The sequence below is a fragment of the uncultured Thioclava sp. genome (assembly GCF_913064665.1).
Classification (GTDB): Bacteria; Pseudomonadota; Alphaproteobacteria; order Rhodobacterales; family Rhodobacteraceae; genus Thioclava; species Thioclava arctica.
Genome location: NZ_CAJYBT010000036.1, coordinates 12,030 through 37,713, shown reverse-complemented (window position 1 = coordinate 37,713; position 25,684 = coordinate 12,030). Strand labels below are relative to the sequence as shown.

The window sequence follows — 25,684 nt, the reverse complement described above, 5'->3', positions numbered from 1 at the left end:
CGGAGCGCCCGGTTGCGGGACTATATTTCGCGGCTGTTTTGCGCGCCCGGGGCAGGGGTGTCAAGCGCCGCACATGCAAAACGCGCCCGAAACGGGCGCGCTGCGTCAATTCGACCAATCGTGCGGCAGGCTACATCTTGCTGAGTTTGCTTTGCAATTCGGCCAGTTGCTTTTTGATCGCGTCCAATTCGCCGCGTTCATCGCCAGCATCCTCAAATGCGGGGCCCGAAGATCCGGCCGTGCCCCAGCCCGCCATCATGTTTTTCAAGAACGCTTGTTGCTGGGCTTGCAGTGCCTCGAACCCGGGCATCGAAGTCATCGGGCTTGGGATCTTGGTCATGTTTTCCAGCAGTTGGGAGTGACCGTCGCGCAGCATTTCAAAGCTGGCGGCCAGGAATTGCGGCACCACCGACTGCGCGGCCCCGGTATATGAGCGCACCAGATCGGTCAGAACATCGACGGGCAGCACGGACTCGCCGCGGCTCTCATGTTCGGCCACGATTTGCAGCAGGTATTGCCGGGTCAAATCGTCACCCGATTTCAGGTCGATGATTTGCACTTCGCGCCCTTCGCGAATGAATTTCGCGATGTCTTCGAGCGTTACGTAATCACTCGTCTCGGTGTTATAGAGACGGCGGCTTGCATAGCGCTTGATCAGCAGGGGCTTGGCATCGTCGGCCATGTAGTCCTCCGGTAGAAAACTTATTGCGTTGCAGCGATAGTGTGACGCTGCAGGCGCAAAAGCAACCAAAGAAAAAAGGCGAGCCCGAAGGCTCGCCTTTATATCCGTGGCCCGGCAGGGAGGAGGAGGCCGGGTCGTCGGAATAACTTACTTCGCAGCAGCAGTCGCTTTTTTGGCAGCAGCGCCGATGTCAGCAGTTGCTTTTTTCACCGTAGCCGAGGCTTCTTCGGACATGTCTTTGCCCGCAGCCATCATCAGCTCAACAGTTTCCATCTGCACTTTTTTCGCGATTTCAGCGAAAGCAGCCATGTTCTCGGAGGCCATTTCAGCAGCAGCCGAAGCGAAATCGCTGACAGCTTTTGCATAATCAGCGGGCTCTTCTTTGGTCGTGGTCAGATCGCCAACTTTTGCGATGGTGTCTTTGGTCCACTTGGTCGACAGCTCAGCCGATTTCTCAGCGGCTTCCAGTGCCACTTTCGACATTTTCTCGCCCAGAGCGGCTTGCGACTTGAATGCGCCTTGGAATTTCGAGGTATCAACCGGGAAGGACGCCATCATGTCTTGCATCACTTTGGTGTAGTCTTGGGTCTTGTTCATAAGATGTCTCCATGAGTTGGGGTCCGGGGGATATCTATATCAGCTAGACCCATTTTCGTTCTGCATCCGATATACATGCTGCAGTGCAGCATTTCAAGAGAAAAATGCTGCGTCGCAGAAAATTCACAATCAGAGAGCGTGCTGTTACACTTTCACGATCTCTTTGACGTAAGTGCCCGGAGCGGCGCAGAGAATCTTGTGATCGGGTCCACCGGGTTCGCGCGCAGGCACCATCTTGCCCGATTTTTTCGCCAGCCATTCGCCCCAATGCGGCCACCATGACCCCTCGTGGAATTCGGCCTTCGCCTTCCATTCATTGGCATTCGCGATGGGCTCCGCCGAGGTGTAATGGCCATATTTCTTTTTGCTGGGCGGGTTTACGATGCCCGCGATATGGCCCGATTCTGACAAGATGAACTGTTTGTCCTTCGACCCCATCTGGGCGACCCCGGCAAAGGCGGCAACCCAAGGCGCGATATGATCGCTTTCGCATGCGACCGACATCAGCGGCACTTTCACATCGCGTACGCTGACGGTTTCACCCAACACCTCAAAGCCTTTGCCCGCAAAACGGTCTTGCTGGCACAGCCCGCGCAGATACTCGATTGCCATCTTGCCGGGCAGGTTGGTGGAATCCCCGTTCCAGAATAGCAAGTCAAAGGCGGGCGGGGCTTCGCCCATCATGTAGCTACGAATTGCGGGCTGATAGATCAGATCGCGTGACCGCAGGAAGGAAAACGTGCGCGACATGAAGTAGGATGACAGCACGCCATCGGTCTGACATTGCTTTTCGAGACCGTCCACGAAATCGTCTTGCAAGAACACCGTGAATTCCCCCTGATCGGAGAAATCCGTGAGCGTTGTAAAGAAGGTGGCCGAGTTGATCGAGCGGTCCTTGCGCTTGTCGAGCAGCCCCAGCGTGAGGCTAAGCGTCGTGCCCGCGATGCAATAGCCAACGGCATTGACCTTGGGCTCTTTGGTAATTGTTTTGACCTGATTGATCGCCTCCAGATAGCCCTCTTGGACATAGTCATCCAGGCCGACATCGGCATAGGATTTATCGGGATTTTTCCAACTGACGATGAACAGCGTGAACCCTTGATCGACGATCCAGCGGATCAAGGAATTCTGCGGCTTCAGGTCCATGATGTAAAAGCGGTTGATCCAGGGCGGAAAGATGATCAGCGGCGTTTTATGGACCTGCTCGGTGGTCGGTTTGTATTGGATCAGCTCAAACAGGCGGTTGCGATACACAACCGAACCCTCGGCGGTGCCGATGTTTTCGCCCACCACGAACGCGTCCTTGTCGGCCAGCGTGACCAGCAGATTGCCATTGTTTGCCTCGAGGTCGCGCACAAGGTTTTCGAGCCCTTTCACAAGGCTCTCGCCCTCGGTCTGCACCGCCTTTTCCAGCGCGTCCGGGTTGGTGGCCAGAAAATTGGTCGGCGCCATCAGATCAACGATCTGGCGCGAGAAATAGGTCAGTCGTTTGCGGTCGACCTCGTCAATGTCTTCCAGTTGATCAACCGCATCCTGAATCCCTTTGGAGGCAATCAAATATTGTTGTTTGATGAAGTTGAAATAGGGGTGGCTGTCCCAAAGCGGGTTCTTGAAGCGCGGATCGGTGGGGCCGGGATTTTCGGGCGGGCTGAACGTGCCTTGGGCCAGCGACTCGTTTGCCTCGACATATTGCTTCATCGCTTGCGACCAGTAATTTGCCTGCGCCTCAAAGATCTTCGAGGGCTTCTCCATCCATTCTTTCATCAACGCTGTCGTCGCGGAGAAATGTAAATCGGGGCCGGGGCCCTCAAGTGCGACATTTGGGGCTCTCTTGTGCGCCAAAGCGCCGACCATCCGCTCTGTCAGCGCCTCGATCCGGGCGATATTTTCCTGCATTTTCTGCGATGCAGCATTTTTGTGCTCGTCCTCAGTTGTCATAGCGCCAATTCCTCCCTATCCTATAGGATAGCATAATCTTGCCGTAGTCTTGGGGTAAAGCGGCGTTTGAGTCTCAACGTGCAGTTGATACCTGCATGCCCCGGCCAAGGAGCCAACATGAAGTCGATCATGAGCTATGACCTGATGGAAACCGTCAGGAATACCAATGAATGGATGGGGGCTTCGGCCCGCGCCATGGCATCCTATCCCGTCTGGGGGCTTACGCCGCATCCTATGTTCAAGATCATGTCGGCTTGGGGGCGCGTGACCGAACGCTCGTTCGCCCGGATGGTAATCAAACCCGATTGGGGCATCGTGTCGATTGCCGCTGATGATGGGCGCGATCACCTCGTCGAAGTCGAGACGGTGATGGACAAGCCGTTTGGCTCGTTGATCCATTTCAACGTGCAGGGCCGTGAGCCGATGGCGCGCCGCGTTCTGTTGGTTGCGCCAATGTCGGGCCATTACGCAACGCTGTTGCGCTCGACTGTGACCTCGCTGCTGCCCGATGCCGATGTCTGGATCACCGATTGGCACAATGCGCGCGACATTCCCGTCAGTGCAGGCAAGTTCGATATCGAAGATTACACGCTTTATCTTGTCGATTTCATGAAAGAACTCGGCCCCGATACCAACGTGATCGCCGTCTGTCAGCCCGCGCCGCTGGCCTTGGTCGCTACCGCCTATCTGGCCGAGCAAGACCCTGCCGCACAGCCGCGCACCCTGACGCTGATCGGTGGCCCGATCGACCCGGATGCCGCCGCCACCGAGGTCACTGATTTCGGTCGTCGCGTCACGATGGGTCAGCTTGAGCAAATGGTGATTCAGCGCGTTGGGTTTAAATTCAAAGGCGCGGGGCGTCTGGTCTATCCGGGGTTGATGCAGCTTGCCTCGTTCATTTCGATGAACATGGACAAGCACACGCAGGCGTTTCAGGAAAAAATCTGGTCCGAGGCCTCGGGCGAAGCCACGGTGCTGGACAAGCATTACCGGTTCTATGACGAATATCTTGCGGTGATGGATATGACGGCAGAGTTCTATCTCTCGACCGTGGACCGTATCTTCAAAGGGCTCGAGATCGCGCAAAACCGCTTTGAGATCAACGGCAAGCTTGTGGATATCGGCAAGATCACCTCGGTTGCGATCAAGACTGTGGAGGGCGAGAAAGACGACATCTCGGCACCCGGTCAATGTGTTGCCGCGCTTGATCTGTGCACCGGGGTGCCGGATTCAATGAAAAACAACCACCTTGAACCGGACGCGGGCCATTACGGCATCTTCGCGGGCTCGCATTGGCGCAATAATATCCGCCCTCTGGTGTTGGATTTCATCGACGAATACGCCGATGGCGCGGAGCAAACGAGCCCCAAGCCCAAAGCCGCAACCGTCACGCCGATCCGCAAGAAACCGCGCGTTGCACCCGCCGCAGCCAAGGCTGCGCCGCAGGTTTAAATCACGCCAAAAGCAGGGGCGCGTCGAGCCAATCGCGCAGCCCCTGCGTAATCTTTTCAGGTTGCTCCAGCGGGCTTAGATGCCCTGCGCCCAAAATCAACCGATACGTGGCATGGGGCATCAATTCGGCCAGAAACTCATGCCGACGCGGCGGGCAAATCTGGTCATATTCGCCACACATCAGCATCGCCCGCGTCCGGGTCGAGCGCAACGTGCGCTGAAAATCGGGACGTCGCATCAGGGCGCGCGATTGCTCGATAAATGTGTCGGGCCCAAGGGCCGCAGCCATTTCCAGCAACAAAGCCTGCACATGCGGGCGGGTTTCCCCCGGTGCCAGCGCCTCGGCGGGGATTTCTTCCAGCATCACCTCGTCAAGACGTCCGGTGCGCGCACGCACCATGCGCGGCTCGCGTTTGCCCGCCATTTGCGGCGTTTCGGGCAGCGATGAGATATCGATCAGGGCGATCTGGCTGACCCGTTCGGGGGCGCGCCGCAGCACGTCCATCGCCACGACCCCGCCCAGCCAATGCCCGACCAGCGCAAAGCGGGGCGGCGCTTCGGCCAAGACCCGCGCAGCCATCTCTTCGATCGTCGCCCCCCGCAGGCGCGCCACAGTGACGCTGCGATCTGCCGACAGCTCTTGCACCGGGTGCCAGAACAGCCGCGCATCGCACATAAATCCTGGCAGGAAGATCAACGGATCGTCTTGCATCGCTCAAACCTCATGTGTCGGCGCTTGATCGCGCTCTTACAAAATTCAGTGTGCCGCAAGCTGCGGGGCGTGGCAAACCGAAAGGGCGTGATCTTTCCTATTGCAGCGCGCCGAGCACCTCGGCCAACGCGGCCTCGATCAGGCCCAGACATTCGGGCGTGGAAAAGCGGTGATCGGCCCCCTTGAGCAGCGTCAGGCGCATATCCTCGCCCTGCGCGTGATCCAGCAGGCGCAGCGCCGTTTCGCTGGTAACGCTGGCATCTGCCGTGCCTTGCAGGAACCGCGTGGGGAAGGGCAGCGCAAGCGGGCTGCGCAGCACCAACCGGGTGCGCCCCTCATTGATTAGGCGGCGGGTGATGACATAGGGATCGCCATACTCCGAGGGCACTTCGACAAAGCCCTCAGATTCCAGCTTGTGGCGGGTTTCCTTGTCAAAACTCGCCCAATAACCGTCTTCGGTGAAATCAGGCGCGGCGGCGATGGTTACGAGGCCCGCGACTTTCTCGGGATGCTCGCGCGCCATCAAAAGCGAAATCCAGCCGCCCATCGAAGAGCCGACAAGAACCTGCGGCCCCTCGGTCAGCGCCAGGATTGCATCGCGCGCATCCTCATACCAGTCGCCAATCGCGCCCTCGTCAAAGGCACCACCCGACACGCCATGGCCGGAATAGTCAAAGCGCAAAAAGGCCCGGCCCTGCGCGCGCGCCCAAGCCTCTAGCGCCAGTGCTTTGGTGCCCTCCATGTCCGATTTGAACCCGCCCAGAAACACCACGCCGGGGCCTGTGCCGGGCGTGAAGTTGTAGGCGATGCGGCGGGCTTCTGGGGTATCGAGATAGTCAGTCATGGAGCGTCCTTTCAGCTTCGCGCCGAGCCTAACCGCGCGGCGCACAGGGCTCAACCAAGCAGCAGCACTTAGCGCGCCATCGCGTAGAATTCCCGGTTGGGTGGAATCGCTGCCATGTTCACAAGCCGATTGGACAGCGCGAAGAAACTGGCAATCGCGCCGATATCCCAGATGTCGTCATCAGTGAACCCGTGGGCGTGCAGCGCGGCGTAATCATCGCCTTCGACCTCTTGCGCGCGCTGCGACACTTTCATCGCGAAATCGAGCATCGCGCGCTGGCGTGGCGTGATCGGGGCCTTGCGATAATTCACCGCGACCTGATCGGCAATCAGCGGATCTTTGGCGCGAATCCGCAAAATTGCGCCATGGGCAATCACGCAATACTGACATTCGTTGGTCGCCGAGGTCGCTACCACGATCATCTCGCGCTCGGCGATGGTCAGGTTGCCGGGGCGCTCCATCAGCGCGTCGTGATAGGCGAAAAAGGCGCGGAATTCGTCGGGGCGATGGGCCAGCGCAAGGAAGATATTGGGAATGAACCCGGCCTTCTCCTGCACCGCCTCAAGGCGGGTGCGGATGTCGTCGGGCATCTCTGAAAGCGCAGGGATCGGGTGGCGGCTGATCTGATGTTGCATGGTGGTCCTCCTTGCGCGGGATCGTGCAGGCGAAACCGGGGATGTGCAAGCGATCAGGCCGCCAGTTCGACCCAGACCGGCACATGATCAGAGGGCTTGTCGCGACCACGGATTTCTTTGTCGATGCCCACCGCGCGCATCAGATCGGCGGCTTGGGGCGACAGCAGCAAATGGTCGATACGGATGCCGTTATTGCGCGGCCAAGCGCCCGCCTGATAGTCCCAGAACGAATATTGGCCGGGTTCGGCGTCGCGGGCGCGAAACGCCTCGGTGAAGCCCATGTTCAAAAGCCTGCGAAACGCGGCGCGGCTTTGGGGCAGCGCCAGCGCGTCTTTCTGCCAAGCTTCGGGCTTGGCGGCATCCTCATCTTGCGGGATGATATTGTAATCGCCCGCCATCAGGAACGGTTCTTCCAGCGCGAGCAACTCGGCCGCACGGGTCTGCATCCGTTCCATCCAGTCCAGCTTGTAGCCGTACTTGCCCTCTCGGATCGGCGCGCCGGTGTCGTCAAATTCCACCGGATTGCCATTGGGCAGATAGAGCCCACACAGCCGCACCGCCCGGCTGCCCACCACGGTCGCCTCGATCCAGCGCGCCTGTTCGTCCGCGTCGTCGCCGGGCAGGCCGCGCGTGACGTCCTCAAGCGGCAGCTTGGACAAGATCGCGACTCCGTTGAAGCTTTTCTGGCCATGGGTTTCGACTTGATAGCCCAAATCCTCGAACAGCTCGCGCGGAAAGGCCTCATCGACCGATTTGATCTCTTGCAGCAAGGCCACATCGGGTTGCGCCTCGCGCAGCCAGTCGATCAGCGCGGGATGTCGCGCCTTGATGCCGTTGATGTTGAAGGTGGCGATTTTCATGGGGGCCTCCGGACTGCTCGGGCGCAGGTGTAGCGCTAGGCGGGGGGGCGGCACAAGCGCCGCCGTGGCGCACGTCTGGGTGAGCGGCCCCGATCCGCAACAAAAAAGGCGCCCCTGCAGGGACGCCTTGGCATATGGCATGAACGTCGCTTAGTTGACCGTTACGTCCAGCGTGATCTCGCAGTTCAGCACCTTCGAGATCGGGCAACCGGCCTTGGCGTCAGCGGCGGCCTTGCGGATCGCGGCCTCATCGCCCTTGCCCTTGATCGTGGTACTCAGCGCCGAGGATTTGATGGCAAACCCGTCGCCTTCCTTGTCCATCGAGACGACCGCCTTGGTGTCGATCACCACATCAGTGACGCCTGCCTGTTCCAGCCCCAGCGAGAGCGCCATCGAAAAGCATGCCGCATGGGCGGCGCCGATCAGCTCTTCGGGGTTTGAGCCGGGCTTGTCCTCAAACCGGGTATTAAATCCGTAGGGCTGGGCGTCAAGCGCGCCGCTCTGAGTCGAAATCGTGCCCTTGCCCTCTTTGATCGGGCCTTCCCAATGGGCGGATGCGTGTTTGCGGATCATGATGTTCCCTCCTGGTTTGGTCCGTATTCCCGGCTCAACGGATCGGGGGCCAAGAGGTTCCCTTTAATCAGAGCGCGCGCCCGATCAACCGCTCATATTCCTGAATCGCAAAGCGGTCGGTCATGCCCGCCACATAGTCGAGCACCACCCGCGCCAACGCCTGTTTCGCCTCGGGACGGGTGCGATCTCCGCCCTCTTGGCGTGCCAGCGCGACCTCTTCCAGCCATTCCTCGGGCAGCAATTCGGGCCGCTCCATGAACAGCGGAAACAGCGCGTTTATCATCGCAGTGACGCGTCTGCGTTCGACCACCACGGTGGGCGCGCGATACATGCGCTCGAACAAGAAACCCTTGATCGCCTTGAGATTTTGATAAAGCGGCTTGGAAAAGCGAATGATCGGCCCGTCCATGTGGCGGATGTCATCGGCACTTTCCGGCCCCAGCGAGGTCAGCCGGTTTTGCGCCACCGCGATTACGTCCTCGACCATTACGCCAAAGACCCGGCGCAGCGCCTCGTGCTGGCGGCGCGTGCGGTCAAGATCAGGGTAAAGTGCATCGACCTGCTCAAAACACTCGCCAATCACGGGCAAGGTACACAGATCATCTTCGTCAAACAGCCCGGCACGCAGCCCGTCATGCAAATCGTGATGATTATAGGCCACGTCATCGGCCACGGCCGCCACCTGCGCCTCTGCGCTGGCATTGGTTTCCAGCTCCAGATCCCACTGCGCATCCACCTCGGCCAAAGCATAGGGCAGATCGGCGCGCGAGGGGTAAGAATGCGAGCCGCCCTTATCCGAGATCGCCGGTCCGTTATGCTTGGCGATGCCCTCAAGCGTCTCCCATGTCAGGTTCAGCCCGTCGAAATCGGCGTAATGTTTTTCCAGCTTGGTCACGATGCGCAATGCCTGCGCGTTATGGTCAAACCCGCCATAGGGGGCCATCAATTCTGCAAGCGCATCCTCGCCCGTATGGCCGAACGGCGGATGACCCAGATCATGCGCCAGCGCCACCGCCTCGGCCAGATCGGTGTTAAGCCCCAGCACCCCGGCAATGGTGCGCGCCACCTGCGCCACCTCGATCGTGTGGGTCAGACGGGTGCGGTAGTAATCGCCCTCATGTTCGACAAAGACCTGTGTCTTGTGCTTAAGGCGGCGAAAGGCCGAGGAATGGATGATCCGGTCGCGGTCGCGCTGAAACGGCGAACGAAAAGTCGAGATACGTTCATCGTGCAGTCGCCCACGGGAATCCTCGGGCTGGCAGGCATAGGGTTTAAGCACAGCGATCCTCGTCTTGTCGCGTGGCGTTTGTCCTCCTATATCTTGAATGACAGCAAAATACAGGCCCCTCGCGGGCCAAGCGGAGGTTATCCGATGCAACTGCCCCCCAAAGTCACCCCGCGCGCCTTTGCCCGGCTGGCCGAGATCAATGCAAGCCACACGGCGCCCCAAGCCCTGCGTGTGGCGGTCGAGGGCGGCGGATGCTCGGGATTTCAGTATGACATCAAACTTGAACCCGCTGCGGCCGCCGATGATATCGTGCTGGAAGGGGCGGGACAAAAGGTGCTGATCGACCCGGTTTCGCTGCCGTTTCTGGAAAACGCCGTGATTGATTTCACCGAAGAGTTGATAGGCGCGCGTTTCGTGGTGGAAAACCCCAATGCCAGCAGTTCCTGCGGCTGCGGAATATCCTTCTCGATGTGAGCCGCGCGCCGCGCCCTTTCATCTAGCCCTAAATACTCCCGCCGGAGGCGTCTGGCCTATCCTGCCCGCTCAGCGGGGATTGGCGGGGTGACTCAACATCTCGGTCAGGCGATCTATCTTCTGATGTAATTCGAGAATTTCGATCTCGGCCTTGAGGTTCACCTGATAATCGCTGATCGCGGCGATACGGTCTTTCTCGGATTGGCGGTTTTGCGACATCATGATGATGGGGGCCTGAATTGCGGCCAGCATCGACAAGATGAGATTGAGAAACACGAACGGATAGGGGTCAAAGCGCACGGGCCGCATCAACAAGAACCCGTTGAGCAAGACCCAGACCCCCAGAACCGCCCCGAAGATCAGGATAAAGGTCCAGGACCCGCCAAACTGCGCGACCCGATCCGCCAGCCTTTGGCCGAAGGTTGCATCCCCCGCGCCTTGCCCGCTTGGCATGGTCATGCGCGTCAGCGAAATCTGCTCGATGACGCGCTGTTCGGCGGGTTGCAGTTCGGAATATTTGCGCCCGAGCAACGCGCGCGACAGTAAGTTGCTGTGTCTTTTCATTCTTCCCCCCAACCGCATGCTTGCGCGCTGCTACGTCATCAAAAGCCTTGCACAGCCTTGGCGGTCAAGTCTGTTCTGAGCGCGCGTTAGCGGGGCGCGCGGTTTCGTCCCAAGTCAAGTCGCGGTAATCGAACCCCTGCTCGAGTGTCGGTTTGACCACCCTGAAATAGGGAGACAGGTCGAATTCGCGTGGGGTGAACAGCGAATAATGCCGGATATGTAGAATCTCGCGCAGGGCCGTCGCGTCGCCCACCATTTCGATATCGGGCAGGATTGGATAATGCACTGAATGAAAGGCCTCTGCGATCAGGGTCGAGCAAATCGCACGGGTCGGATCGCCCGATCCCAGCGCAAGCAAGCGGCGGCGAAACCGATGCGGCACAGGCGGGTGGGGCATCAGGTAGCGCGCCAGATCCACCACGTGTTTGAGGTCATAGCGCCGCCCCACCGCGCGCTGCATGTAATCGATCACCGCTTCCATCTGGTCATAGGGCAGCCCGACGGGGCGACAAATCCGGGTGTTGAGATGGGCGTATTCGGACAGGCCCGTGATTTGCACGCCATGTTCCAGATCGGCCTCGATCAGCTCTCCGCCCGCAGGGCCGCCAGTGTAAAACGCGGCATGTGACCAGGTCGAATGGGTAAGATATTTGATCGCCGCTGAAATCCGCCGGTCGCCTTCAACCAGCAGCACATCGCAGGGACGCAGGCTTTCGCGCAATGTGGGCGTGGGTACGGCGGCGAAGGTTTGATAAAACCGCGTGCGCCCCTGCAAAAACCGGGCGATTTTGCGCCCTATGATGTCGTTGAGACTGTTCATTTTGGCGTCCTCCTACGCCGCGTCTTATAATGAGGTAGGCTGTGGTGGGCGTTGCACCAGCGCCGCGCAGCTCTGCGCCGGAAAAGTTGATGCGTGCGGGCAGGGGGGAACTCTCGCAGGGGTGATCGCGCGCGCCCCGCATCGCATATTCGCAAGCACGCCCGTTTGTGGATCAGGCTGAGTGCGTATTCCGCCAGCATGTCCCGGAGGGGCTGCCATGCTCCATGTCTTTCCGCGTTACTGCGATGATCAACGCGCTGTTTTCCGCTGTTCATGGAGCGGCCCGAACTGCTGCCCGAGGAATGGCTGGAAGAGGGCGCACCGGCACGCTGTTTGCCTATGAGCAAGACGGGATCGCGCCCGATACTGTGACCATCGTCATGGGCTGGGGGCGGGCTATCAGCCGATTGGGGACACGCTTTGCACCACCCTCATATCGGCGATATTCGCGGGCTTGAGATCGTTGCTGATCGCACCACCAAAGCGCCCTTTGACCCGGCGCGCGGCGTGCATAAGCAGATCAGGGCGGCGGCGTTCGAGGCGGGGCTAATCTGCTATCCGATGGGGGCACGATTGATGGCCAGCAAGGCGATCACGTCCTGTTCGCCTCGCACTTTACCCTCAGTGTGGACCAGATTGGCGAGTTGATCGACAAGCTGGGCGTGGCGATCCGGGCGATGATGCGGTGCAAGATATTTTTTACAGCCGCGAGGATGGTGCGGCCTTGGCGCAGCTCCTGCCAGAGCGGCTGCTGCATAACCCTGATCTGCAGTTGATCTTCGTGCTGGGCCGAGATGTCGAGGGGCAGGTCTCGCAGCCTGAGATGCTGCTGCCTTTTCGAGAATGGATGGCGGGCGCGCGGTTTCGGTCCGACTGGGCGCTCTGTGCTTTTGGGGCGGGCGAAACGGCCTGTTTGCAAGTGTCATTGCAAGCGGATGGCAAGGCGCGGGTGGGGGTCGAAAATTTGCTGCTGATGGCGGATGGCAGCCTTGCCCCCGACAATAACGCCCGCGTGGCCCAGATCGCGGCGCTTTAATCTAGCGCTGCATGCCCGCAAGCCGGGCAATCGGCCAGATCAGAGCGCCCTTGATCGGGCAGATCGCGCATGATTTGGCGCAACGCACTGCGCAGCCCCTCTTCGAACACCGGATGATAGAACGGCATGCCCAACAGGTCGTGCACATCCATCTCCTTATGCAGCGCCAGCGCCAGCAAATGGGCGATATGTTCGCCCTCGGGCAGGGCCAGTTCTGCCCCCAACAGCTTGCCGCTGTCCTTGGCGGCATAGATGCGGATCATCCCATGCGCCTTTTCGGCCATCCGGGCGCGGGGGTGCCGGCGGAAATCCTGCGCGCCAATAAGATACGCGCCGGGCGTCAAATCGCCAAAGCCCTTCCCGATGCGCGCGGCATTGGGGCTGGAAAACGTCACCGCAAGCGGCACGCGACGGCAATAGGCATGCGGAGTCGCGGCCAAGGCATTGCGCCCCGCGATAAAGCCCTCATCAGCGGCCTCGTGCAGCAACGCGCGCGCGCCATTGGCATCGCCCGCCAGAAACACCGGCAGATCGCCGATTTGCAGCGTGTTCGCATCGACCTGCGGCATCCCGCGATCGTTCAGCGCGACGCCCAAGCTCTCAAGGCCGAGCCCGGCGATATTGGGTTTGCGTCCCATCGCAGCGAGGATTGCATCGGCCTCAAACGTGCCGCCTGCGCCAGTGACGCGCAGCGTGCTGCCCTGGTCTTCGATGTCGGCGGGCGCGCCCAGATACAGGTGCAGATCGCGTGAAACCTGAGCATGCAGGGCAGCGGCGACCTCGGGGTCGCTGACGCCAGCGAGCGTTTCAAGCGCATCAAAGCCTGCCACTTCGACGCCCAACCGCGCCATGGCCTGCGCCAGTTCGACCCCGATCGCGCCCATGCCGATTACCGCGATGCGCCGGGGCAGATCGGGCAGTTCGAACAACGTGTCGGTGGTCAGAATGCGGTTGCCAAATGTCTCCCAAGGTTTGGGCAAAACGGGCGAGGAGCCAGTGGCAAGGATGATCGCGTCTGCGGTGCGCTCGCCCAAGCCCTCGATCATGACGCGGTTTGGGGCCATGATTTCCGCCCGGGCCGAGATTGCCCGTTCTCCCAAATCTTTGGGTACGGACCGTGGCGAGGCGACAAAGTCATCGCGCAGTCTGCGCACCCGGGCTAGAATTGTAGGAATGTCGGCGCGCAACGCTTCTGCTCCGCTGATGCCGAATTCGGAGAAATCGTTGCGCCGATGAAAGGCGTTGGCGGCCTCGATCAGCGCCTTGGAGGGCATGCAGCCGCGCGCCGCACAGGTCGTGCCCCAGTCGCCCGCGTTGACGATCAGGAAATCGTCGGTCTCGCGGCGCACCTCGCGCAGAGCCGACAGCCCCGCCGAACCTGAGCCGATAATGATGACGCGGTTGTGCTGGGCCATGATGCCTCCGGATTGGGTGATTGCCAGACCTAACCCCCTAGCGCGGGTTTCGTTCCGTCTGCGGCTGTGGTTCGGGTTGGGGCGGATCGGCGACGCGCAACCGCCGCATGGCAAGGATCTGGCGCAGGGCATGTTGGGGTGGGATGGTGCGGAAAATGTCGCGCATCATCTTGGCATCCGCCGTAAGACCTTGGCGCCAATTGCCCAGTTTCGCGTGTTTCATCGGACTGTCGACGCCGGGCCAGGGGACCACGGCGATGCGCGTAGATCGCGCGATCCAAAGCCGGTTCATGAACACTTCCAGCCCGAACCGCGGCAGCGCATTCAATTGATCAAGTTGACTGGCCAAAGCGGCGCGCTCCAGCACCCGCTCGCCCGAGATGTAATCGAGCCCGATCAGCCGCCAGATGCGCGGTGCATTGCGGCGCAGGCTGATCGAGACGTCCGCCTCCCCACGCGCCACAGGGGCGATCAGCGCCCCCAGATCGGCAGGCGATAGCCCCAACAGGTCGCTGTCAAGCAATAGCAGATGGCTGCCCGAACTGGCTGCGATCCCGGCGGCCACGGCTGCCGTCTTACCGCCGTTTTGCGGCTGGCGGATCACCTGCAAATGAGGATGCGCGCCTTGGTGGTCTTGTGCGATGCGCGCGGTGTCATCGCTTGACCCATCATCCACCACGATCACCTGCGCGATCTGGGGATGCCCCAGCACGGTCTTTAGAACGGCACCGATCCGGGGGGCCTCGTTATAGGCGGGGATGATACAGCTGATCTGGATCATGCGTGGGGCTTCTTTCTCCTGAAATACCAGATAGTTACACCAAGCAGGATCGCCCCGAGCGCGACCAGGGATGCGCGCGTGATCCAGCTGTCGATGCTGCCGTAATAGGCACCAAGTTGGTATCCCAAAGCCACGAATAACAGCGATTTCGGGATTGTCGCGATCAGGTTCGTGGCCGCGAAAACCCAGATATTCATCCGCCCGACGCCTGCGGCCACCAGCACCGGCCCGCCCGCAGAGTGGGTCCATTTGCCAAACAGCAAGGTGCGCACGCCCTTGTCGCGAAAGTGCTGCCCGTTGCGTTCCAGCCGCTCGGAATTGAGCCCCAGTTTGTCGCGCCAGCGGGCGGGCAGGCGGTGCAGGCCCCATCGCCCCAGCGCATACAGCCCCATATCGCCCACCAGATCGGCCAGAATGACGACGGCCGACACACTCCAGACCGAGAACAAATGCTGACTGGCCAGCCAAGCTGCGATCACCGTCACGATCGGCCCTTCGAGCACCGCGACCGGGGCGATCACCGCCAGCCCGTGCTTGGCCATCAAAACGGTCAGCGTCTCCAGTCCGATCATGATTTATGCGCCCGTGGAGGTTTCGTGATGTGACATCTCATTGCCCCGCCACGTGAAGCGGCGGTCTTTCCAGGTGGCGAGCCAGAGCGCGGGCAACATCGCGTCGCGGATCATCCACGCCGCCAGATCGCGCCAGCTTGCCGACCAGCCGGCAGCCCGCGACAGCGCCCATTCCACGCCATACCACAGGAAAAACAGGCCGGGCAATGCCAGCGCGGGCCATATCCCGGTTGCAACCAGCGCGATGACGGCGGCAAAGGGCAGAACAGGACCTTGCGCGATTTCGGCTGCGAAGATGAAGACGAACCCGTCGCGGCGCACTTTCGACCAACGTAGTTGACGCTCCCACACCGCGCGGGGCGCGCGCGTCCCGATCGGTTGCGCAAAGAGATGGCGGGCCAGGCGCACCTGCAGCCCTTGATCGCGCACCAGTTTGGTTGCGGCGACATCCTCGGCCATGTTGCGCCCCAAAGCGCCAAACCCGCCACCTTTCATCAAGATGTCGCGGTTCCAGAACAAGGTCTTGCCCTGCGCAAAGCCAAAGCCCAGCATATCGGCAGCCAATTGCCAGCGCGCTTGATTGGTGTTGAGAAATGCAGCCTCGATGGCGCCCCAAAGATTGCTGGCGCGAGTGCCCACGGGGGGCGCGGATACCAGCCCGGTGCCCGGACGCCACTCTGCCAATAGGCGTTGCAGATAATCTTGCGGAAGCAATAGGTTGCTATCGGTCATCGCCAGCCATTGCGCATCGGTCGCGGCCAAGCCTTTGTGCAAGTTGTTCAGCTTGGGATTGCCCGATACCGCATCAAGACCCGTCAGAAGCTGCGCTTTGACATGGGGGTTTTGCGCCATCAACTCGGCCACCAGATCGCAGGCCGGATCGGCTTTGGAGGGGGCACAGAAGATCACCTCGTAATCGGGGTAATCGAGATTGAAGGACGAGCCCAGCGTTTCGCGATCAAAGGGATCGACACCGCAAACCGGGCGCAGCAGCGCGATCTTGGGCAGTTGGGTCGGGGTCGGGCGGGCAGGGCGCAGGCTGCGCAAAGCTGCCATCGCAGAGGTGATGAGATGGATCGCGACGGTAAGCGCCACAAAACCGATTAGGATGAGGCCAAGAATACTCATACACGTACCTTCGCCAAGGCCGGTTTCTCGGCGTTCAGAATGGGCTGGGCATGGCGTTCGGCGCGCCATTCCAGCAGTTGCAGCGCGCCAGAGTGATCTTCGCACAAGGCGGTCAGGCTGTCGACCCAATCGCCGCAATTGGCATAGGTCAGCCCGCCCAGATCGCGCAGCGCGGGTTTGTGCGAATGGCCGCAAATGATGCCATGGGTATCGGCGCGCTGGGCAAGCGTGGTGAGGCGGCGCTCGTAGCGCTCGCCGCGCCTCAACAGGCGGTTGACGCCCGCAATCGCCAGTTCGATTACGCTATGCTCTGTCTCCGAACGTCCCATCCGGCGGCGCAACCACGCATCAAGCCCGCGAAACAGCGCATCCATGCGACTGCCAAAGCGCGTCATCGCATGCCAGCGCAGAAACCGCACATCGCATTGATCGCCATGAATGACCAAATAGCGCTGCCCGTCTGCGCCGTGATGCACGATCCGTTCGGCCAGTTCGAAATTGAGAAAACTCATGCCGGGGCCGCGCATCGAGGCGTCGTGATTGCCCGGCAGATACACCACCCGCGTGCCGCGTGCCGCGCGCAGTTCCAGCTCGTGCATGATTTCGGTCTGCGCCCCCGTCCATTGCACTTTACCGCCGTGCCACAGATCAAGAATGTCCCCCACCAGATAGATCGTCTCGGCGTCGGTTGCGCGCAGGAAGTCAAGGATCGGACCGGGTCGACAGCCCCGTGAGCCAAGGTGGAAATCCGACAAGAACAGCGTGCGATACTGTGTGCGGTGGCGACTGGGTTTGGCTGGGACGCTGGGGACGGTCATCTTGCGGCTCCGAGTTGGCAACAGGGGCTTGAAAAACTGACCCGTTCGCCCGCCGAGATGACGTAGGCGCATATCCGTGATCTGAGACCCGTGTTCACCCTGCCGGGGTGGGGCAGGCATGGGGGCGCAAAAATGGCGGTCGAACTGGGCATGGCACTCGCAATTACATTGACACACCCCGGATGACGGCAAAGCGTAACGGCGGGATGACAGATTTATTCAACTGTTATGACAGGTGGGGTTCACGCCCCTGCGATCAAGCAAAAGCGTGTTCGCAAGGGCGCAACTTCCGGTGAGCATTCTGTAACTTGTCATTGGCGGGGCGTGCGGGACATAGTGAATGTGGCTTTGAAAAAGGATTGCAGGTGATCATGGCGGGATATCTGACGACACATGTTCTTGATACGGCGCGTGGCTGTCCGGCCGCGGGGTTGCGCATTGTTCTGTTTCGCCTTTCTGGCGATGCGCGCGCGCAGATCACCGAGATGACCTCCAATGCCGATGGCCGCACCGACAGTCCGATCTTTCCCGCTGAAGACTTTGAAACTGGCAGCTATGAGTTGGTCTTTCACGCCGGGGACTATCTGCGCGCAAGCGGGCAGGCAAGCGCAGAGCCGCTGTTTCTCGATCAGGTGCCGATCCGCTTTGGCATGGCCGATCCGCAGGCGCATTACCATGTGCCCCTGCTGTTGTCGCCCTATGGCTATTCGACCTATCGCGGCAGCTAAACGCGCCCTGTTTGTGGGCAAAGGCGCAATTTTCGCGCGTTGACGCGGCGGGTTGGCTTGCGCTTTGGGCGGGCTTGGGGAAACTCTGGCGCAAATGAGGGACGCATGATGGATTACACGTTTTGGATGGAATGGGTGCAATTTGCGGTGCGCTGGCTGCATGTGATCACCGCGATCGCGTGGATCGGCTCGTCGTTTTATTTCATCGCGCTTGATCTCGGGCTGACGCCGGAACCCGGTGCGCCCAAAGGCGTGACCGGGGCCGCGTGGCAGGTGCATGGCGGCGGGTTTTACCACATCCAGAAATACATGGTCGCGCCGGAACAGATGCCAAGCCGCCTGACATGGTTCAAATGGGAGAGCTACGGCACCTGGTTGTCAGGCTTTGCGATGTTGATCCTGCTGTATTGGATGCAGGCGCAGTTTTTCCTGATTGACCCGCGCGTGATGGACTTGAGCGTTTGGCAGGCGGTGGCGATTTCGGCGGGCTCGTTGCTGTTTGGCTGGATCGCTTATGACCTGATCTGCAAGTCGCGCTTTGGCGAGGATAACACCCGCCTGATGCTGGGGCTGTATGTGATTTTGGTGGCGATGGCTTGGGGCTATACGCAGGTGTTTTCGGGCCGCGCGGCCTTGCTGCATCTCGGCGCGTTCACCGCCACGATCATGACCGCAAATGTGTTTTTGATCATTATGCCGAACCAGCGCATCGTGGTGGCCGATCTTAAGGCGGGGCGGGCCCCCGACCCGAAATATGGCAAGATCGCCAAGCAGCGCTCGACCCATAACAACTACCTCACCCTGCCGGTGATCTTTCTGATGCTGTCGAACCACTACCCTCTGGCATTTGCGAGCCAATACAACTGGTTGATCGCTTCGTTGATCTTCTTGATGGGGGTGACGATCCGTCATTTCTTCAACACGCATCACGCCCATAAGGGCAGTCCGTGGTGGACCTGGGGCGTGACGGCGGTGATCTTTGGGCTGATCATCTGGCTGTCCTCGATCCCCAAGCCGGATGCGGGCAGTGACGATGATGGCATGGCGATGCTGACCCCGGCCGAGGCGCGCTTTGCCGCGGCACCCGGCTTTGAGGATGTCAGCGATATCGTGATGGGGCGCTGTTCGATGTGTCACGCTACCGATCCGGGTTTCGACGGCATCGGGCGCGCGCCCAAAGGCATTCATCTTGAAACCCCGCGCGAAGTGGCCGCCGCCGCGCGTGAGATTTACCTGCAAGCCGGGCTAAGCGATGCGATGCCCCCCGGCAATCTGAGTTTCATGGAACCCCAGGAACGTGCCGCGATCCGCAAATGGTATCGCGCCGGCGAAGGGTATGTGCAGGCGGCGCAGGCGGATGGCGGGGCTGCGCCAAAATCCACCCCAAGCGATTCGTAATGGCGGCTGCGGCGCGTTTTGGCGCGGGCGCGATTGCCCAAAGGCCTGCGCGGACGCGTTGCGCGCGATGATGTAAGCCAAGAATTTGACCGTAAGGATGTGTTTGCGGGGCAGGTCTTTGCATCAGATTAACTGCGCTGGACAAAAAAGGAATCTTTGCGCGCCCTTGCAGCGCTTTGTCCGCGTCACTAAGACTTCTGTAAAGAACTGACGCTATGGATTTTCCAAAGACACGCAGGAAGGGCATCTCGATGAAAGACCCCCAAGATTTCTACATGAATACGCTGGTGCCTATGGTGGTCGAGCAGACGTCGCGCGGTGAACGTGCCTATGACATCTTCTCGCGCCTCCTCAAAGAGCGCATCATTTTTCTTTCGGGCCCGGTGCATGACGGCATGTCGACGCTGATCTGCGCCCAGCTTTTGTTCCTTGAGGCGGAAAACCCGAACAAGGAAATTGCTATGTATATCAACAGCCCCGGTGGCGTCGTCACCTCGGGCCTGTCGATCTATGACACGATGCAATATATCAAACCCAAGATTTCGACGCTGGTGATCGGGCAGGCGGCCTCGATGGGTTCGCTTCTGCTGACGGCGGGCGAAAAGGGCATGCGGTTCTCGCTGCCCAACAGCCGCGTGATGGTCCACCAGCCCTCGGGCGGGTATCAGGGTCAGGCGACCGACATCATGATTCACGCGCGTGAGACCGAAAAGCTCAAGCGGCGGTTGAACGAAATCTATGTCAAACATACGGGCAATGATTACGAAACTGTCGAAGCGGCGTTGGAACGGGATAATTTCATGTCGGCCGAAGACGCCAAATCCTGGGGTCTGATTGACCAGATTCTGGAAAATCGCGTCACGAGCGAAGGTGAAAAGTGATTGCGGGGCTTAACTGATCCGCGAATTTGACATTGAGGTGGCGGGTGGGCTGTCCTAGTCTGGTGGGACAGGCCCCCGAAACAGCCCGGATCGGCCGGGCAGCGTAGAGGTTATAGATGGCGAACTCGAACGGATCAGACAGCAAGAACACGCTCTATTGCTCGTTTTGTGGCAAGAGCCAGCATGAGGTCCGCAAGCTGATCGCGGGCCCGACGGTGTTCATCTGCGATGAATGCGTCGAGCTGTGCATGGATATCATACGCGAGGAAACGAAATCGGCGGGGCTGAAATCCACCGATGGCGTGCCCACGCCGCGCGATATCTGCAAGGTTCTGGATGATTATGTGATCGGGCAGATGCACGCCAAGCGCGTGCTCTCGGTTGCGGTGCATAACCATTACAAACGACTCAATCACGGCACAAAAACCGATATTGAGCTGGCGAAATCCAACATCTTGCTGATCGGCCCGACAGGGTGCGGTAAGACGCTGTTGGCCCAAACGCTGGCGCGCATTCTGGATGTGCCCTTTACGATGGCCGATGCGACGACGCTGACAGAGGCGGGCTATGTCGGGGAAGATGTGGAAAACATCATCCTCAAGCTGCTGCAATCGAGCGAATATAACGTCGAGCGGGCGCAGCGCGGCATCGTCTATATCGACGAGGTCGACAAGATCACGCGCAAGTCCGACAACCCCTCCATCACCCGCGACGTTTCGGGCGAAGGGGTGCAGCAGGCCTTGCTCAAGATCATGGAAGGCACGGTCGCCTCGGTGCCTCCGCAAGGCGGGCGCAAGCATCCCCAGCAGGAATTCCTGCAAGTGGACACGACCAATATCCTGTTCATCTGCGGTGGCGCGTTTGCCGGTCTCGACCGGATCATCGCACAGCGCGGCAAGGGCTCGGCAATGGGCTTTGGCGCGGATGTGAAGGAAAAAGACAGCCGCGGTGTGGGCGAGATCTTTATGGATCTCGAACCCGAAGATCTGCTGAAATTCGGCCTGATCCCGGAATTCGTTGGCCGGCTGCCAGTGATTGCAACGCTGACCGATCTGGATGCCGAGGCGCTGGTGACGATTTTGACCGAGCCGAAGAACGCTTTGGTCAAGCAATATCAACGCCTGTTCGACATTGAAGGTGTGAAGCTGACCTTCACCGATGATTCGTTGGTCGCGATTTCCAAACGCGCGATCGAGCGGAAAACCGGGGCGCGTGGTCTGCGTTCGATCATGGAAGATATCTTGCTTGATACGATGTTCGAACTGCCCGGCCTTGATGATGTCGAAGAGGTGGTGGTCAACGAAGAGGCGGTCACCCAAGCCGATGCCAAGCCGTTGCTGATCTACGCTGAAAGCAAAAAAGAGGGTAAGTCAGCCAGCTGACACCGTCAAAGGATAGAATTTGCAAGGGCGGGCTTCGGCTCGCCTTTGGTTTTTGCGCCCGGCGCTACTGGACCTTGGCGCGCCAAAGGATATAACGGTCAGGACGGATCACGGAGGGTGTCCTATGAATTTCCTGCTTCGACTTCTCACCTGGTGGAACGGTCAGACGTTTGGCACGCAGTTGTTCACGGCGCGCAAAGGCGTGAAGGTCGGCGAGGATGAGCAGGGCAACATCTATTATCACTCGCGCGACGATAAGAAACGCTGGGTGATTTATAACGGTGTGATTGAGGCGAGCCGTATCCCGCCGGATTGGCATGGCTGGATGCATTTCACCTATGATGAACCGCCAACCGTGCAGCCTTTTGCCCATAAGCCGTGGGAAAAGCCGCATCAGGAAAACCACACGGGAACCTCTGCCGCCTATGTGCCTCCCGGCTCGATCCGGTTGGCGCAACCGGTGGAGCGGCGCGACTACGAGGCGTGGCAACCCAAATAATCGCAAGGGGCAGCAATGGCTGAGAACCGCACCGAGATCGTGACCGGGGCCGCTGTGCTGGTCGTGGCGCTGGGCTTTCTGGTCTGGGCCGGCCGGGGAATCGGGCTTGGCCCCGAGGGCGGTAGCTATCCGCTGCATGCCTCTTTCCGCTCAATCGGGGGCGTGATTGCGGGCACCGATGTGCGGCTCGCGGGGGTGAAAGTGGGCACGGTGACCAATGTGGCGCTAAACCCAAAGACCTTTTTCGCCGACACCACGATTGCACTGAAAGACACGGTAAAACTGCCCGAGGATACGGTGATTGCGGTGACGCAAGACGGGCTGATGGGGAGCAATTACATCGAGTTGATCCCCGGCGGCGCGATGGATGACCTCAAGCCAGGTGATGAGATTTTGGATACGCAAAGTGCCGTCTCGGTGCTCAATCTGATGCTGAAATTCGCCGGCGGCACTGCGCCGGAGGGGGCGCAATGATGCGCGCGATGATCATAGCATTGATGTTGCTGCCCAGCCTGGCGGGGGCGCAAGAATTGCTGCCTAACGCGACTCCCGATGACCAAATTCCGCAGGCTGAACCGGCGCGTGGCTTGGGAGATGGCACCGGCGCGATGCTGCGCGGGCTTGATAAAGTGGCGGGCACCACCTCGAATATCGAGATGAAGACCGGGCAGACGGTAAAATTCGGGTTTATTTCCATTACCTTGCGGGAATGTCGCTATCCGATTGATGACCCGTCCTCGGATGCCTATGCGTTATTGACGATCACCGAACCGGCTAAGCCAAAGCCTGACTTTTCGGGCTGGATGATCGCCTCAAGCCCGGCGCTCTCGGCGCTGGATCATCCGCGCTATGACGTCTGGGTGGTGCGCTGCACAAGCAACTGAGGCGTCGGCGTTTCCGGCGCGTTGAAATCGGCGCTCTGATATAGTGCCTTGGCAAGTCGCGCGCGATAGTCCTCGCGGGGCACCTCGATTCCGCCAAGGCTGGCCAGATGCGGTGTGATATATTGCGTGTCAAATAGCGAGAACCCCGCCTCGCGCAGCCGATCCACCAAAAAGGCGATTGCAATTTTCGACCCGCTACGACGCGCCGAAAACATGCTTTCCCCAAAAAATGCCCCGCCAAGCGTGATACCGAAAATACCACCGACCAGAGTGGCGCCATTCCAGACCTCAAGCGAATGGGCAAAGCCTGCCGCATGCAGCTCATCATAGAGCGCGAAAAGCGGCCCGTTGATCCACGTCTCACTGCGATCCGCACAGCCCTCGACCACGGCCCGAAACGCGCGGTTTGTTGAAATAGTGAAATCCGCGCGCCGAATTTCTTTCGCTAGCGAGTGCGAAATGTGGAAATTCTCCAAGGGAATGATTCCTCTCAGCGCGGGATCGAACCAATGAAGCTGCGTGGAGTCGCGGCTTTCGGCCATTGGAAAGATGCCCTGCGCGTAGCCTGACAGCAAAATTTGCGCGCTCAATCTGTCCGTCATTTTCTTGCCCGGTTTTCCCGTTACGCCTAGGGTCGCCCCAAGATGAACCAGAGCGAGGCCGAGCGCAAATATGGGTTTCTATGATTTCCTGCCCGAGATCGGGCGGTATGCGGATGATCCGGGCACGGTGGACCGGATGAACCTGCGCCACAAGATGATCATCAAGCCGCTGGAGGATCAGATTTCGGGCAAACGGGTGCTGGATTTGGCGGCGCATGACGGGCGTTGGGCCTATGCGTTTGCGGCGGCTGGTGCGCGTGAGGTGGTGGGAATCGAGGGGCGTCAGGAACTGATCGACCGTTTTGAGGAATTCCCCCGTGCGCATCTGCGCGAGAAGGTGCGGCTGATTTGCGATGATATTTACGACGGCATGCAAAAGCTGATCGACGCTGGGGAACGCTTTGATGTTGTTGGGGTTTTGGGCATCCTCTATCACGTCATGGATCATTTTCGACTGTTCCAACTGGTGCGCAAACTGGGCCCGGAACTGGTGATCGTGGATAGCGAATTTGCGCAGCGCCCCGGTCAGGTGATCATGCTGGTGCGCGAGCGCACGGATAACGAGTTGAACTCCATCCCCCAGATCGAAGGGCAGGAAAAGGCGTTGATCGGCATTCCGTCCTTTCCGGCGATGGAGGCGATGGCGGATGTGCTGGATTACGATTGCCACTGGATTGACTGGAACGAGATCGGGCCGGGCAAGCGCAAATTTATCGGCGACTATTATCGCGCTGCCGATCAGGCTAAGCGACGCGGCACTTGCTTGTTGATTCCGAAATAGAAAAACGCCCCCGGATCGGGGGCGTTTTCAAGTTATCTCGCGAAGCTCAAAGGTTCTTCTCAAGCCATTTTTCGAGCCAGTGGATCGAGTAATTCCCGGCTTGGATATCGGGCTCGGCCAGCAGCGCGTTGAACAGCGGCACGGTCGTATCCACACCATCCACGATCAACTCTCCCAGCGCGCGGTTGAGACGTTGAAGCGCCTCGTGGCGGTCGCGCCCATGTACGATCAACTTGCCGATCAGGCTGTCGTAATAGGGCGGGATTGTGTAGCCGTCATAGAGCGCGCTATCCATCCGCACGCCAAGGCCACCGGGTGCATGATAATGGGTGATCTTGCCGGGGCAGGGCGAGAAATTCGGCAGCTTTTCGGCGTTGATGCGCACCTCAATGGCGTGGCCGCGAATCGAGAGCTTGTCTTGCTCGAATTCCATTGGTTCACCGGCAGCAACCTTGATCTGCTGGCGCACTAGATCGACGCCAAAGATCGCCTCGGTGACAGGGTGTTCGACCTGCAAGCGCGTGTTCATTTCGATGAAATAGAACTCGCCGTCTTCATAAAGAAACTCGATCGTGCCTGCACCGGAATAGCCCATTTTGCCAATCGCATCGGCACAAATGCCACCGATTCGGGCGCGCTCTTCGGGGGTGATGGAGGGGCCGGGGGCCTCTTCGAACACTTTCTGGTGGCGCCGTTGCAGCGAGCAATCGCGCTCACCCAGATGGACGCCGCGATCCTTGCCATCGCCAAACACCTGCACCTCGATATGGCGCGGACGCTGGAGATATTTCTCCATATAGACTTCGTCATTGCCAAAGGCCGATTTCGCCTCGGCGCGCGCGGTGCGAAACGCGCTTTCCAATGCGGCTTCGTCCTGGGCGACCTTCATGCCGCGCCCGCCACCGCCAGCCGTTGCCTTGATGATCACCGGATAGCCCATCGCGGCGGCTTCTTTCTTCGCCGACTCGACATCGGGAACGCCGCCGGCAGAGCCCGGAACCACTGGAATGCCAAGGGCTTTGGCGGTCTCTTTGGCGGTGATCTTGTCGCCCATGATGCGGATATGGGCGGCGGAGGGGCCGATGAAGGTAATGCCGTGATCTTCCAGAACCTGCACGAAGGCGGCATTTTCCGACAAGAACCCGTAGCCCGGATGAATCGCTTGCGCGCCGGTGATTTCACAGGCGGCAACGATAGCGGGCACCGAAAGATAGCTTTGCGCCGAGGGCGGCGGGCCGATGCATACAGATTCATCGGCCATGCGCACATGCATCGCGTCCGAATCGGCTGTGGAATGGACCGCGACAGAGGCGATCCCCATTTCGCGGCAGGCGCGGATGACGCGCAGCGCGATCTCGCCGCGATTGGCGATCAGGATCTTGTCGAACATATCCGCGCCC

29 protein-coding genes and 1 pseudogene are annotated in these 25,684 nt (G+C 59.9%); 12 read left to right on the top strand and 18 right to left on the bottom strand.

Features of this window, described 5'->3' with window-relative positions:
• Window positions 1-130 precede the first annotated feature (130 nt).
• From phaR to phaC, 3 genes are all read right to left on the bottom strand, one after another.
• Entirely contained in the window at window positions 131-682 is a 552-nt protein-coding gene (phaR, locus tag QZ571_RS14240) for a polyhydroxyalkanoate synthesis repressor PhaR (protein ID WP_295536218.1), read from the bottom strand.
• A 147-nt stretch (window positions 683-829) separates the two neighbouring features.
• Complete coding sequence (locus QZ571_RS14235) at window positions 830-1,279, bottom strand: phasin family protein (RefSeq protein ID WP_295536216.1); 450 nt, start codon at window positions 1,277-1,279, stop codon at window positions 830-832.
• A gap of 144 nt (window positions 1,280-1,423) precedes the next feature.
• The gene (gene phaC, locus QZ571_RS14230) at window positions 1,424-3,217 is read right to left on the bottom strand and encodes a class I poly(R)-hydroxyalkanoic acid synthase (RefSeq protein ID WP_295536212.1); all 1,794 of its coding nucleotides are present in this window, start codon (window positions 3,215-3,217) and stop codon (window positions 1,424-1,426) included.
• Window positions 3,218-3,334: 117 nt separating this feature from the next.
• Between phaC and phaZ the strand changes: the two genes are divergently transcribed.
• The gene (gene phaZ / locus QZ571_RS14225; RefSeq protein ID WP_295536209.1) at window positions 3,335-4,669 is read left to right on the top strand and encodes a polyhydroxyalkanoate depolymerase; all 1,335 of its coding nucleotides are present in this window, start codon (window positions 3,335-3,337) and stop codon (window positions 4,667-4,669) included.
• A 1-nt stretch (window position 4,670) separates the two neighbouring features.
• Here the strand turns inward: phaZ and QZ571_RS14220 are convergent, their stop codons facing one another.
• The 6 genes from QZ571_RS14220 to QZ571_RS14195 all read right to left on the bottom strand — a co-directional run bounded on the left by QZ571_RS14220 (window position 4,671) and on the right by QZ571_RS14195 (window position 9,572).
• Window positions 4,671-5,381, bottom strand: coding sequence for an alpha/beta hydrolase (locus QZ571_RS14220; protein WP_295536206.1), 711 nt, complete (start codon window positions 5,379-5,381; stop codon window positions 4,671-4,673).
• Window positions 5,382-5,478: 97 nt separating this feature from the next.
• On the bottom strand, window positions 5,479-6,225 hold the full coding sequence (locus QZ571_RS14215) for an alpha/beta hydrolase (RefSeq protein ID WP_295536201.1): 747 nt from the start codon (window positions 6,223-6,225) through the stop codon (window positions 5,479-5,481).
• Window positions 6,226-6,293: 68 nt separating this feature from the next.
• Window positions 6,294-6,860 (bottom strand): peroxidase-related enzyme, encoded by a 567-nt coding sequence (locus QZ571_RS14210; protein ID WP_295536199.1) that lies wholly within the window; start codon window positions 6,858-6,860, stop codon window positions 6,294-6,296.
• Window positions 6,861-6,913: 53 nt separating this feature from the next.
• Window positions 6,914-7,720, bottom strand: coding sequence for an exodeoxyribonuclease III (xth, locus tag QZ571_RS14205; RefSeq protein WP_295536196.1), 807 nt, complete (start codon window positions 7,718-7,720; stop codon window positions 6,914-6,916).
• Window positions 7,721-7,870: 150 nt separating this feature from the next.
• The gene (locus tag QZ571_RS14200) at window positions 7,871-8,293 is read right to left on the bottom strand and encodes an OsmC family protein (RefSeq protein ID WP_295536193.1); all 423 of its coding nucleotides are present in this window, start codon (window positions 8,291-8,293) and stop codon (window positions 7,871-7,873) included.
• 67 nt (window positions 8,294-8,360) lie between these two features.
• Window positions 8,361-9,572 (bottom strand): deoxyguanosinetriphosphate triphosphohydrolase, encoded by a 1,212-nt coding sequence (locus QZ571_RS14195; protein WP_295536190.1) that lies wholly within the window; start codon window positions 9,570-9,572, stop codon window positions 8,361-8,363.
• Between the two features lie 93 nt (window positions 9,573-9,665).
• Between QZ571_RS14195 and QZ571_RS14190 the strand changes: the two genes are divergently transcribed.
• Complete coding sequence (locus tag QZ571_RS14190) at window positions 9,666-9,995, top strand: iron-sulfur cluster assembly accessory protein (protein ID WP_295536188.1); 330 nt, start codon at window positions 9,666-9,668, stop codon at window positions 9,993-9,995.
• 69 nt (window positions 9,996-10,064) lie between these two features.
• On the opposite strand, the gene QZ571_RS14185 is transcribed toward QZ571_RS14190, so the two are convergent.
• Both QZ571_RS14185 and QZ571_RS14180 read right to left on the bottom strand, forming a co-directional pair.
• On the bottom strand, window positions 10,065-10,559 hold the full coding sequence (locus tag QZ571_RS14185; RefSeq protein ID WP_295536185.1) for a DUF1003 domain-containing protein: 495 nt from the start codon (window positions 10,557-10,559) through the stop codon (window positions 10,065-10,067).
• Between the two features lie 64 nt (window positions 10,560-10,623).
• Window positions 10,624-11,379: a lipo-like protein gene (locus QZ571_RS14180; RefSeq protein ID WP_295536181.1), complete on the bottom strand. Its 756-nt coding sequence runs from the start codon at window positions 11,377-11,379 to the stop codon at window positions 10,624-10,626.
• A 302-nt stretch (window positions 11,380-11,681) separates the two neighbouring features.
• Here QZ571_RS14180 and QZ571_RS14175 point away from each other — a divergent pair.
• Both QZ571_RS14175 and QZ571_RS14170 read left to right on the top strand, forming a co-directional pair.
• Window positions 11,682-12,059: pseudogene (locus tag QZ571_RS14175) on the top strand (aspartate aminotransferase family protein); the annotation flags it as partial.
• Between the two features lie 5 nt (window positions 12,060-12,064).
• Window positions 12,065-12,415 (top strand): 3-keto-5-aminohexanoate cleavage protein, encoded by a 351-nt coding sequence (locus QZ571_RS14170; RefSeq protein ID WP_295536179.1) that lies wholly within the window; start codon window positions 12,065-12,067, stop codon window positions 12,413-12,415.
• Here the strand turns inward: QZ571_RS14170 and QZ571_RS14165 are convergent.
• The 5 genes from QZ571_RS14165 to QZ571_RS14145 are packed head-to-tail and all read right to left on the bottom strand — an operon-like array spanning window position 12,412 to window position 17,129.
• A complete protein-coding gene (locus QZ571_RS14165; protein ID WP_295536176.1) occupies window positions 12,412-13,830 on the bottom strand; it encodes a dihydrolipoyl dehydrogenase in 1,419 nt (472 codons plus the stop codon). The genes QZ571_RS14170 and QZ571_RS14165 overlap by 4 nt on opposite strands.
• A 37-nt stretch (window positions 13,831-13,867) precedes the next feature.
• Window positions 13,868-14,611 carry a glycosyltransferase gene (locus QZ571_RS14160; RefSeq protein WP_295536172.1) on the bottom strand — a complete coding sequence of 248 codons (744 nt, stop codon included), beginning with the start codon at window positions 14,609-14,611 and terminating at the stop codon, window positions 13,868-13,870.
• On the bottom strand, window positions 14,608-15,183 hold the full coding sequence (locus tag QZ571_RS14155; protein ID WP_295536152.1) for a VTT domain-containing protein: 576 nt from the start codon (window positions 15,181-15,183) through the stop codon (window positions 14,608-14,610). The genes QZ571_RS14160 and QZ571_RS14155 overlap by 4 nt, the downstream gene beginning before the upstream one ends.
• Window positions 15,184-15,186: 3 nt before the next feature.
• The gene (locus QZ571_RS14150; protein ID WP_295536150.1) at window positions 15,187-16,311 is read right to left on the bottom strand and encodes a ceramide glucosyltransferase; all 1,125 of its coding nucleotides are present in this window, start codon (window positions 16,309-16,311) and stop codon (window positions 15,187-15,189) included.
• The gene (locus tag QZ571_RS14145) at window positions 16,308-17,129 is read right to left on the bottom strand and encodes a UDP-2,3-diacylglucosamine diphosphatase (RefSeq protein ID WP_295536147.1); all 822 of its coding nucleotides are present in this window, start codon (window positions 17,127-17,129) and stop codon (window positions 16,308-16,310) included. Before QZ571_RS14145 ends, QZ571_RS14150 begins: the two co-directional genes overlap by 4 nt.
• Before the next feature lie 371 nt (window positions 17,130-17,500).
• Between QZ571_RS14145 and uraH the strand changes: the two genes are divergently transcribed.
• The 7 genes from uraH to QZ571_RS14110 all read left to right on the top strand — a co-directional run bounded on the left by uraH (window position 17,501) and on the right by QZ571_RS14110 (window position 22,901).
• Window positions 17,501-17,857, top strand: a complete 357-nt coding sequence (gene uraH, locus QZ571_RS14140) for a hydroxyisourate hydrolase (protein WP_295536145.1) — start codon at window positions 17,501-17,503, stop codon at window positions 17,855-17,857.
• A gap of 105 nt (window positions 17,858-17,962) precedes the next feature.
• On the top strand, window positions 17,963-19,255 hold the full coding sequence (locus tag QZ571_RS14135; protein ID WP_295536142.1) for a urate hydroxylase PuuD: 1,293 nt from the start codon (window positions 17,963-17,965) through the stop codon (window positions 19,253-19,255).
• A gap of 251 nt (window positions 19,256-19,506) precedes the next feature.
• The gene (locus tag QZ571_RS14130; protein WP_295536139.1) at window positions 19,507-20,136 is read left to right on the top strand and encodes an ATP-dependent Clp protease proteolytic subunit; all 630 of its coding nucleotides are present in this window, start codon (window positions 19,507-19,509) and stop codon (window positions 20,134-20,136) included.
• Window positions 20,137-20,252: 116 nt separating this feature from the next.
• Window positions 20,253-21,518 (top strand): ATP-dependent Clp protease ATP-binding subunit ClpX, encoded by a 1,266-nt coding sequence (clpX, locus tag QZ571_RS14125; protein WP_295536136.1) that lies wholly within the window; start codon window positions 20,253-20,255, stop codon window positions 21,516-21,518.
• 124 nt (window positions 21,519-21,642) lie between these two features.
• Window positions 21,643-22,017 (top strand): NADH:ubiquinone oxidoreductase subunit NDUFA12, encoded by a 375-nt coding sequence (locus QZ571_RS14120; RefSeq protein WP_295536135.1) that lies wholly within the window; start codon window positions 21,643-21,645, stop codon window positions 22,015-22,017.
• A gap of 15 nt (window positions 22,018-22,032) precedes the next feature.
• Window positions 22,033-22,491: an outer membrane lipid asymmetry maintenance protein MlaD gene (locus tag QZ571_RS14115; protein WP_295536133.1), complete on the top strand. Its 459-nt coding sequence runs from the start codon at window positions 22,033-22,035 to the stop codon at window positions 22,489-22,491.
• On the top strand, window positions 22,488-22,901 hold the full coding sequence (locus tag QZ571_RS14110; protein ID WP_295536130.1) for a DUF2155 domain-containing protein: 414 nt from the start codon (window positions 22,488-22,490) through the stop codon (window positions 22,899-22,901). Before QZ571_RS14115 ends, QZ571_RS14110 begins: the two co-directional genes overlap by 4 nt.
• Here the strand turns inward: QZ571_RS14110 and aat are convergent.
• Window positions 22,865-23,503: a leucyl/phenylalanyl-tRNA--protein transferase gene (aat, locus tag QZ571_RS14105; protein ID WP_295536127.1), complete on the bottom strand. Its 639-nt coding sequence runs from the start codon at window positions 23,501-23,503 to the stop codon at window positions 22,865-22,867. The two genes, QZ571_RS14110 and aat, sit on opposite strands and share 37 nt — an antisense overlap.
• Window positions 23,504-23,573: 70 nt before the next feature.
• Between aat and QZ571_RS14100 the strand changes: the two genes are divergently transcribed.
• Window positions 23,574-24,284: a class I SAM-dependent methyltransferase gene (locus tag QZ571_RS14100; RefSeq protein WP_295536125.1), complete on the top strand. Its 711-nt coding sequence runs from the start codon at window positions 23,574-23,576 to the stop codon at window positions 24,282-24,284.
• Between the two features lie 46 nt (window positions 24,285-24,330).
• Here the strand turns inward: QZ571_RS14100 and accC are convergent, their stop codons facing one another.
• Entirely contained in the window at window positions 24,331-25,674 is a 1,344-nt protein-coding gene (gene accC / locus QZ571_RS14095; RefSeq protein ID WP_295536123.1) for an acetyl-CoA carboxylase biotin carboxylase subunit, read from the bottom strand.
• Window positions 25,675-25,684 lie beyond the last annotated feature (10 nt).

What these genes read in the sequence shown, in the direction of transcription:
- phaR (WP_295536218.1), bottom strand. Translation starts at nt 682, where the DNA reads ATGGCCGACGATGCCAAGCCCCTGCTGATCAAGCGCTATGCAAGCCGC.
- QZ571_RS14235 (WP_295536216.1), bottom strand. Translation starts at nt 1,279, where the DNA reads ATGAACAAGACCCAAGACTACACCAAAGTGATGCAAGACATGATGGCG.
- phaC (WP_295536212.1), bottom strand. Translation starts at nt 3,217, where the DNA reads ATGACAACTGAGGACGAGCACAAAAATGCTGCATCGCAGAAAATGCAG.
- phaZ (WP_295536209.1), top strand. Translation starts at nt 3,335, where the DNA reads ATGAAGTCGATCATGAGCTATGACCTGATGGAAACCGTCAGGAATACC.
- QZ571_RS14220 (WP_295536206.1), bottom strand. Translation starts at nt 5,381, where the DNA reads ATGCAAGACGATCCGTTGATCTTCCTGCCAGGATTTATGTGCGATGCG.
- QZ571_RS14215 (WP_295536201.1), bottom strand. Translation starts at nt 6,225, where the DNA reads ATGACTGACTATCTCGATACCCCAGAAGCCCGCCGCATCGCCTACAAC.
- QZ571_RS14210 (WP_295536199.1), bottom strand. Translation starts at nt 6,860, where the DNA reads ATGCAACATCAGATCAGCCGCCACCCGATCCCTGCGCTTTCAGAGATG.
- xth (WP_295536196.1), bottom strand. Translation starts at nt 7,720, where the DNA reads ATGAAAATCGCCACCTTCAACATCAACGGCATCAAGGCGCGACATCCC.
- QZ571_RS14200 (WP_295536193.1), bottom strand. Translation starts at nt 8,293, where the DNA reads ATGATCCGCAAACACGCATCCGCCCATTGGGAAGGCCCGATCAAAGAG.
- QZ571_RS14190 (WP_295536188.1), top strand. Translation starts at nt 9,666, where the DNA reads ATGCAACTGCCCCCCAAAGTCACCCCGCGCGCCTTTGCCCGGCTGGCC.
- QZ571_RS14185 (WP_295536185.1), bottom strand. Translation starts at nt 10,559, where the DNA reads ATGAAAAGACACAGCAACTTACTGTCGCGCGCGTTGCTCGGGCGCAAA.
- QZ571_RS14180 (WP_295536181.1), bottom strand. Translation starts at nt 11,379, where the DNA reads ATGAACAGTCTCAACGACATCATAGGGCGCAAAATCGCCCGGTTTTTG.
- QZ571_RS14165 (WP_295536176.1), bottom strand. Translation starts at nt 13,830, where the DNA reads ATGGCCCAGCACAACCGCGTCATCATTATCGGCTCAGGTTCGGCGGGG.
- QZ571_RS14160 (WP_295536172.1), bottom strand. Translation starts at nt 14,611, where the DNA reads ATGATCCAGATCAGCTGTATCATCCCCGCCTATAACGAGGCCCCCCGG.
- QZ571_RS14155 (WP_295536152.1), bottom strand. Translation starts at nt 15,183, where the DNA reads ATGATCGGACTGGAGACGCTGACCGTTTTGATGGCCAAGCACGGGCTG.
- QZ571_RS14150 (WP_295536150.1), bottom strand. Translation starts at nt 16,311, where the DNA reads ATGAGTATTCTTGGCCTCATCCTAATCGGTTTTGTGGCGCTTACCGTC.
- QZ571_RS14145 (WP_295536147.1), bottom strand. Translation starts at nt 17,129, where the DNA reads ATGACCGTCCCCAGCGTCCCAGCCAAACCCAGTCGCCACCGCACACAG.
- uraH (WP_295536145.1), top strand. Translation starts at nt 17,501, where the DNA reads ATGGCGGGATATCTGACGACACATGTTCTTGATACGGCGCGTGGCTGT.
- QZ571_RS14135 (WP_295536142.1), top strand. Translation starts at nt 17,963, where the DNA reads ATGATGGATTACACGTTTTGGATGGAATGGGTGCAATTTGCGGTGCGC.
- QZ571_RS14130 (WP_295536139.1), top strand. Translation starts at nt 19,507, where the DNA reads ATGAAAGACCCCCAAGATTTCTACATGAATACGCTGGTGCCTATGGTG.
- clpX (WP_295536136.1), top strand. Translation starts at nt 20,253, where the DNA reads ATGGCGAACTCGAACGGATCAGACAGCAAGAACACGCTCTATTGCTCG.
- QZ571_RS14120 (WP_295536135.1), top strand. Translation starts at nt 21,643, where the DNA reads ATGAATTTCCTGCTTCGACTTCTCACCTGGTGGAACGGTCAGACGTTT.
- QZ571_RS14115 (WP_295536133.1), top strand. Translation starts at nt 22,033, where the DNA reads ATGGCTGAGAACCGCACCGAGATCGTGACCGGGGCCGCTGTGCTGGTC.
- QZ571_RS14110 (WP_295536130.1), top strand. Translation starts at nt 22,488, where the DNA reads ATGATGCGCGCGATGATCATAGCATTGATGTTGCTGCCCAGCCTGGCG.
- aat (WP_295536127.1), bottom strand. Translation starts at nt 23,503, where the DNA reads ATGACGGACAGATTGAGCGCGCAAATTTTGCTGTCAGGCTACGCGCAG.
- QZ571_RS14100 (WP_295536125.1), top strand. Translation starts at nt 23,574, where the DNA reads ATGGGTTTCTATGATTTCCTGCCCGAGATCGGGCGGTATGCGGATGAT.
- accC (WP_295536123.1), bottom strand. Translation starts at nt 25,674, where the DNA reads ATGTTCGACAAGATCCTGATCGCCAATCGCGGCGAGATCGCGCTGCGC.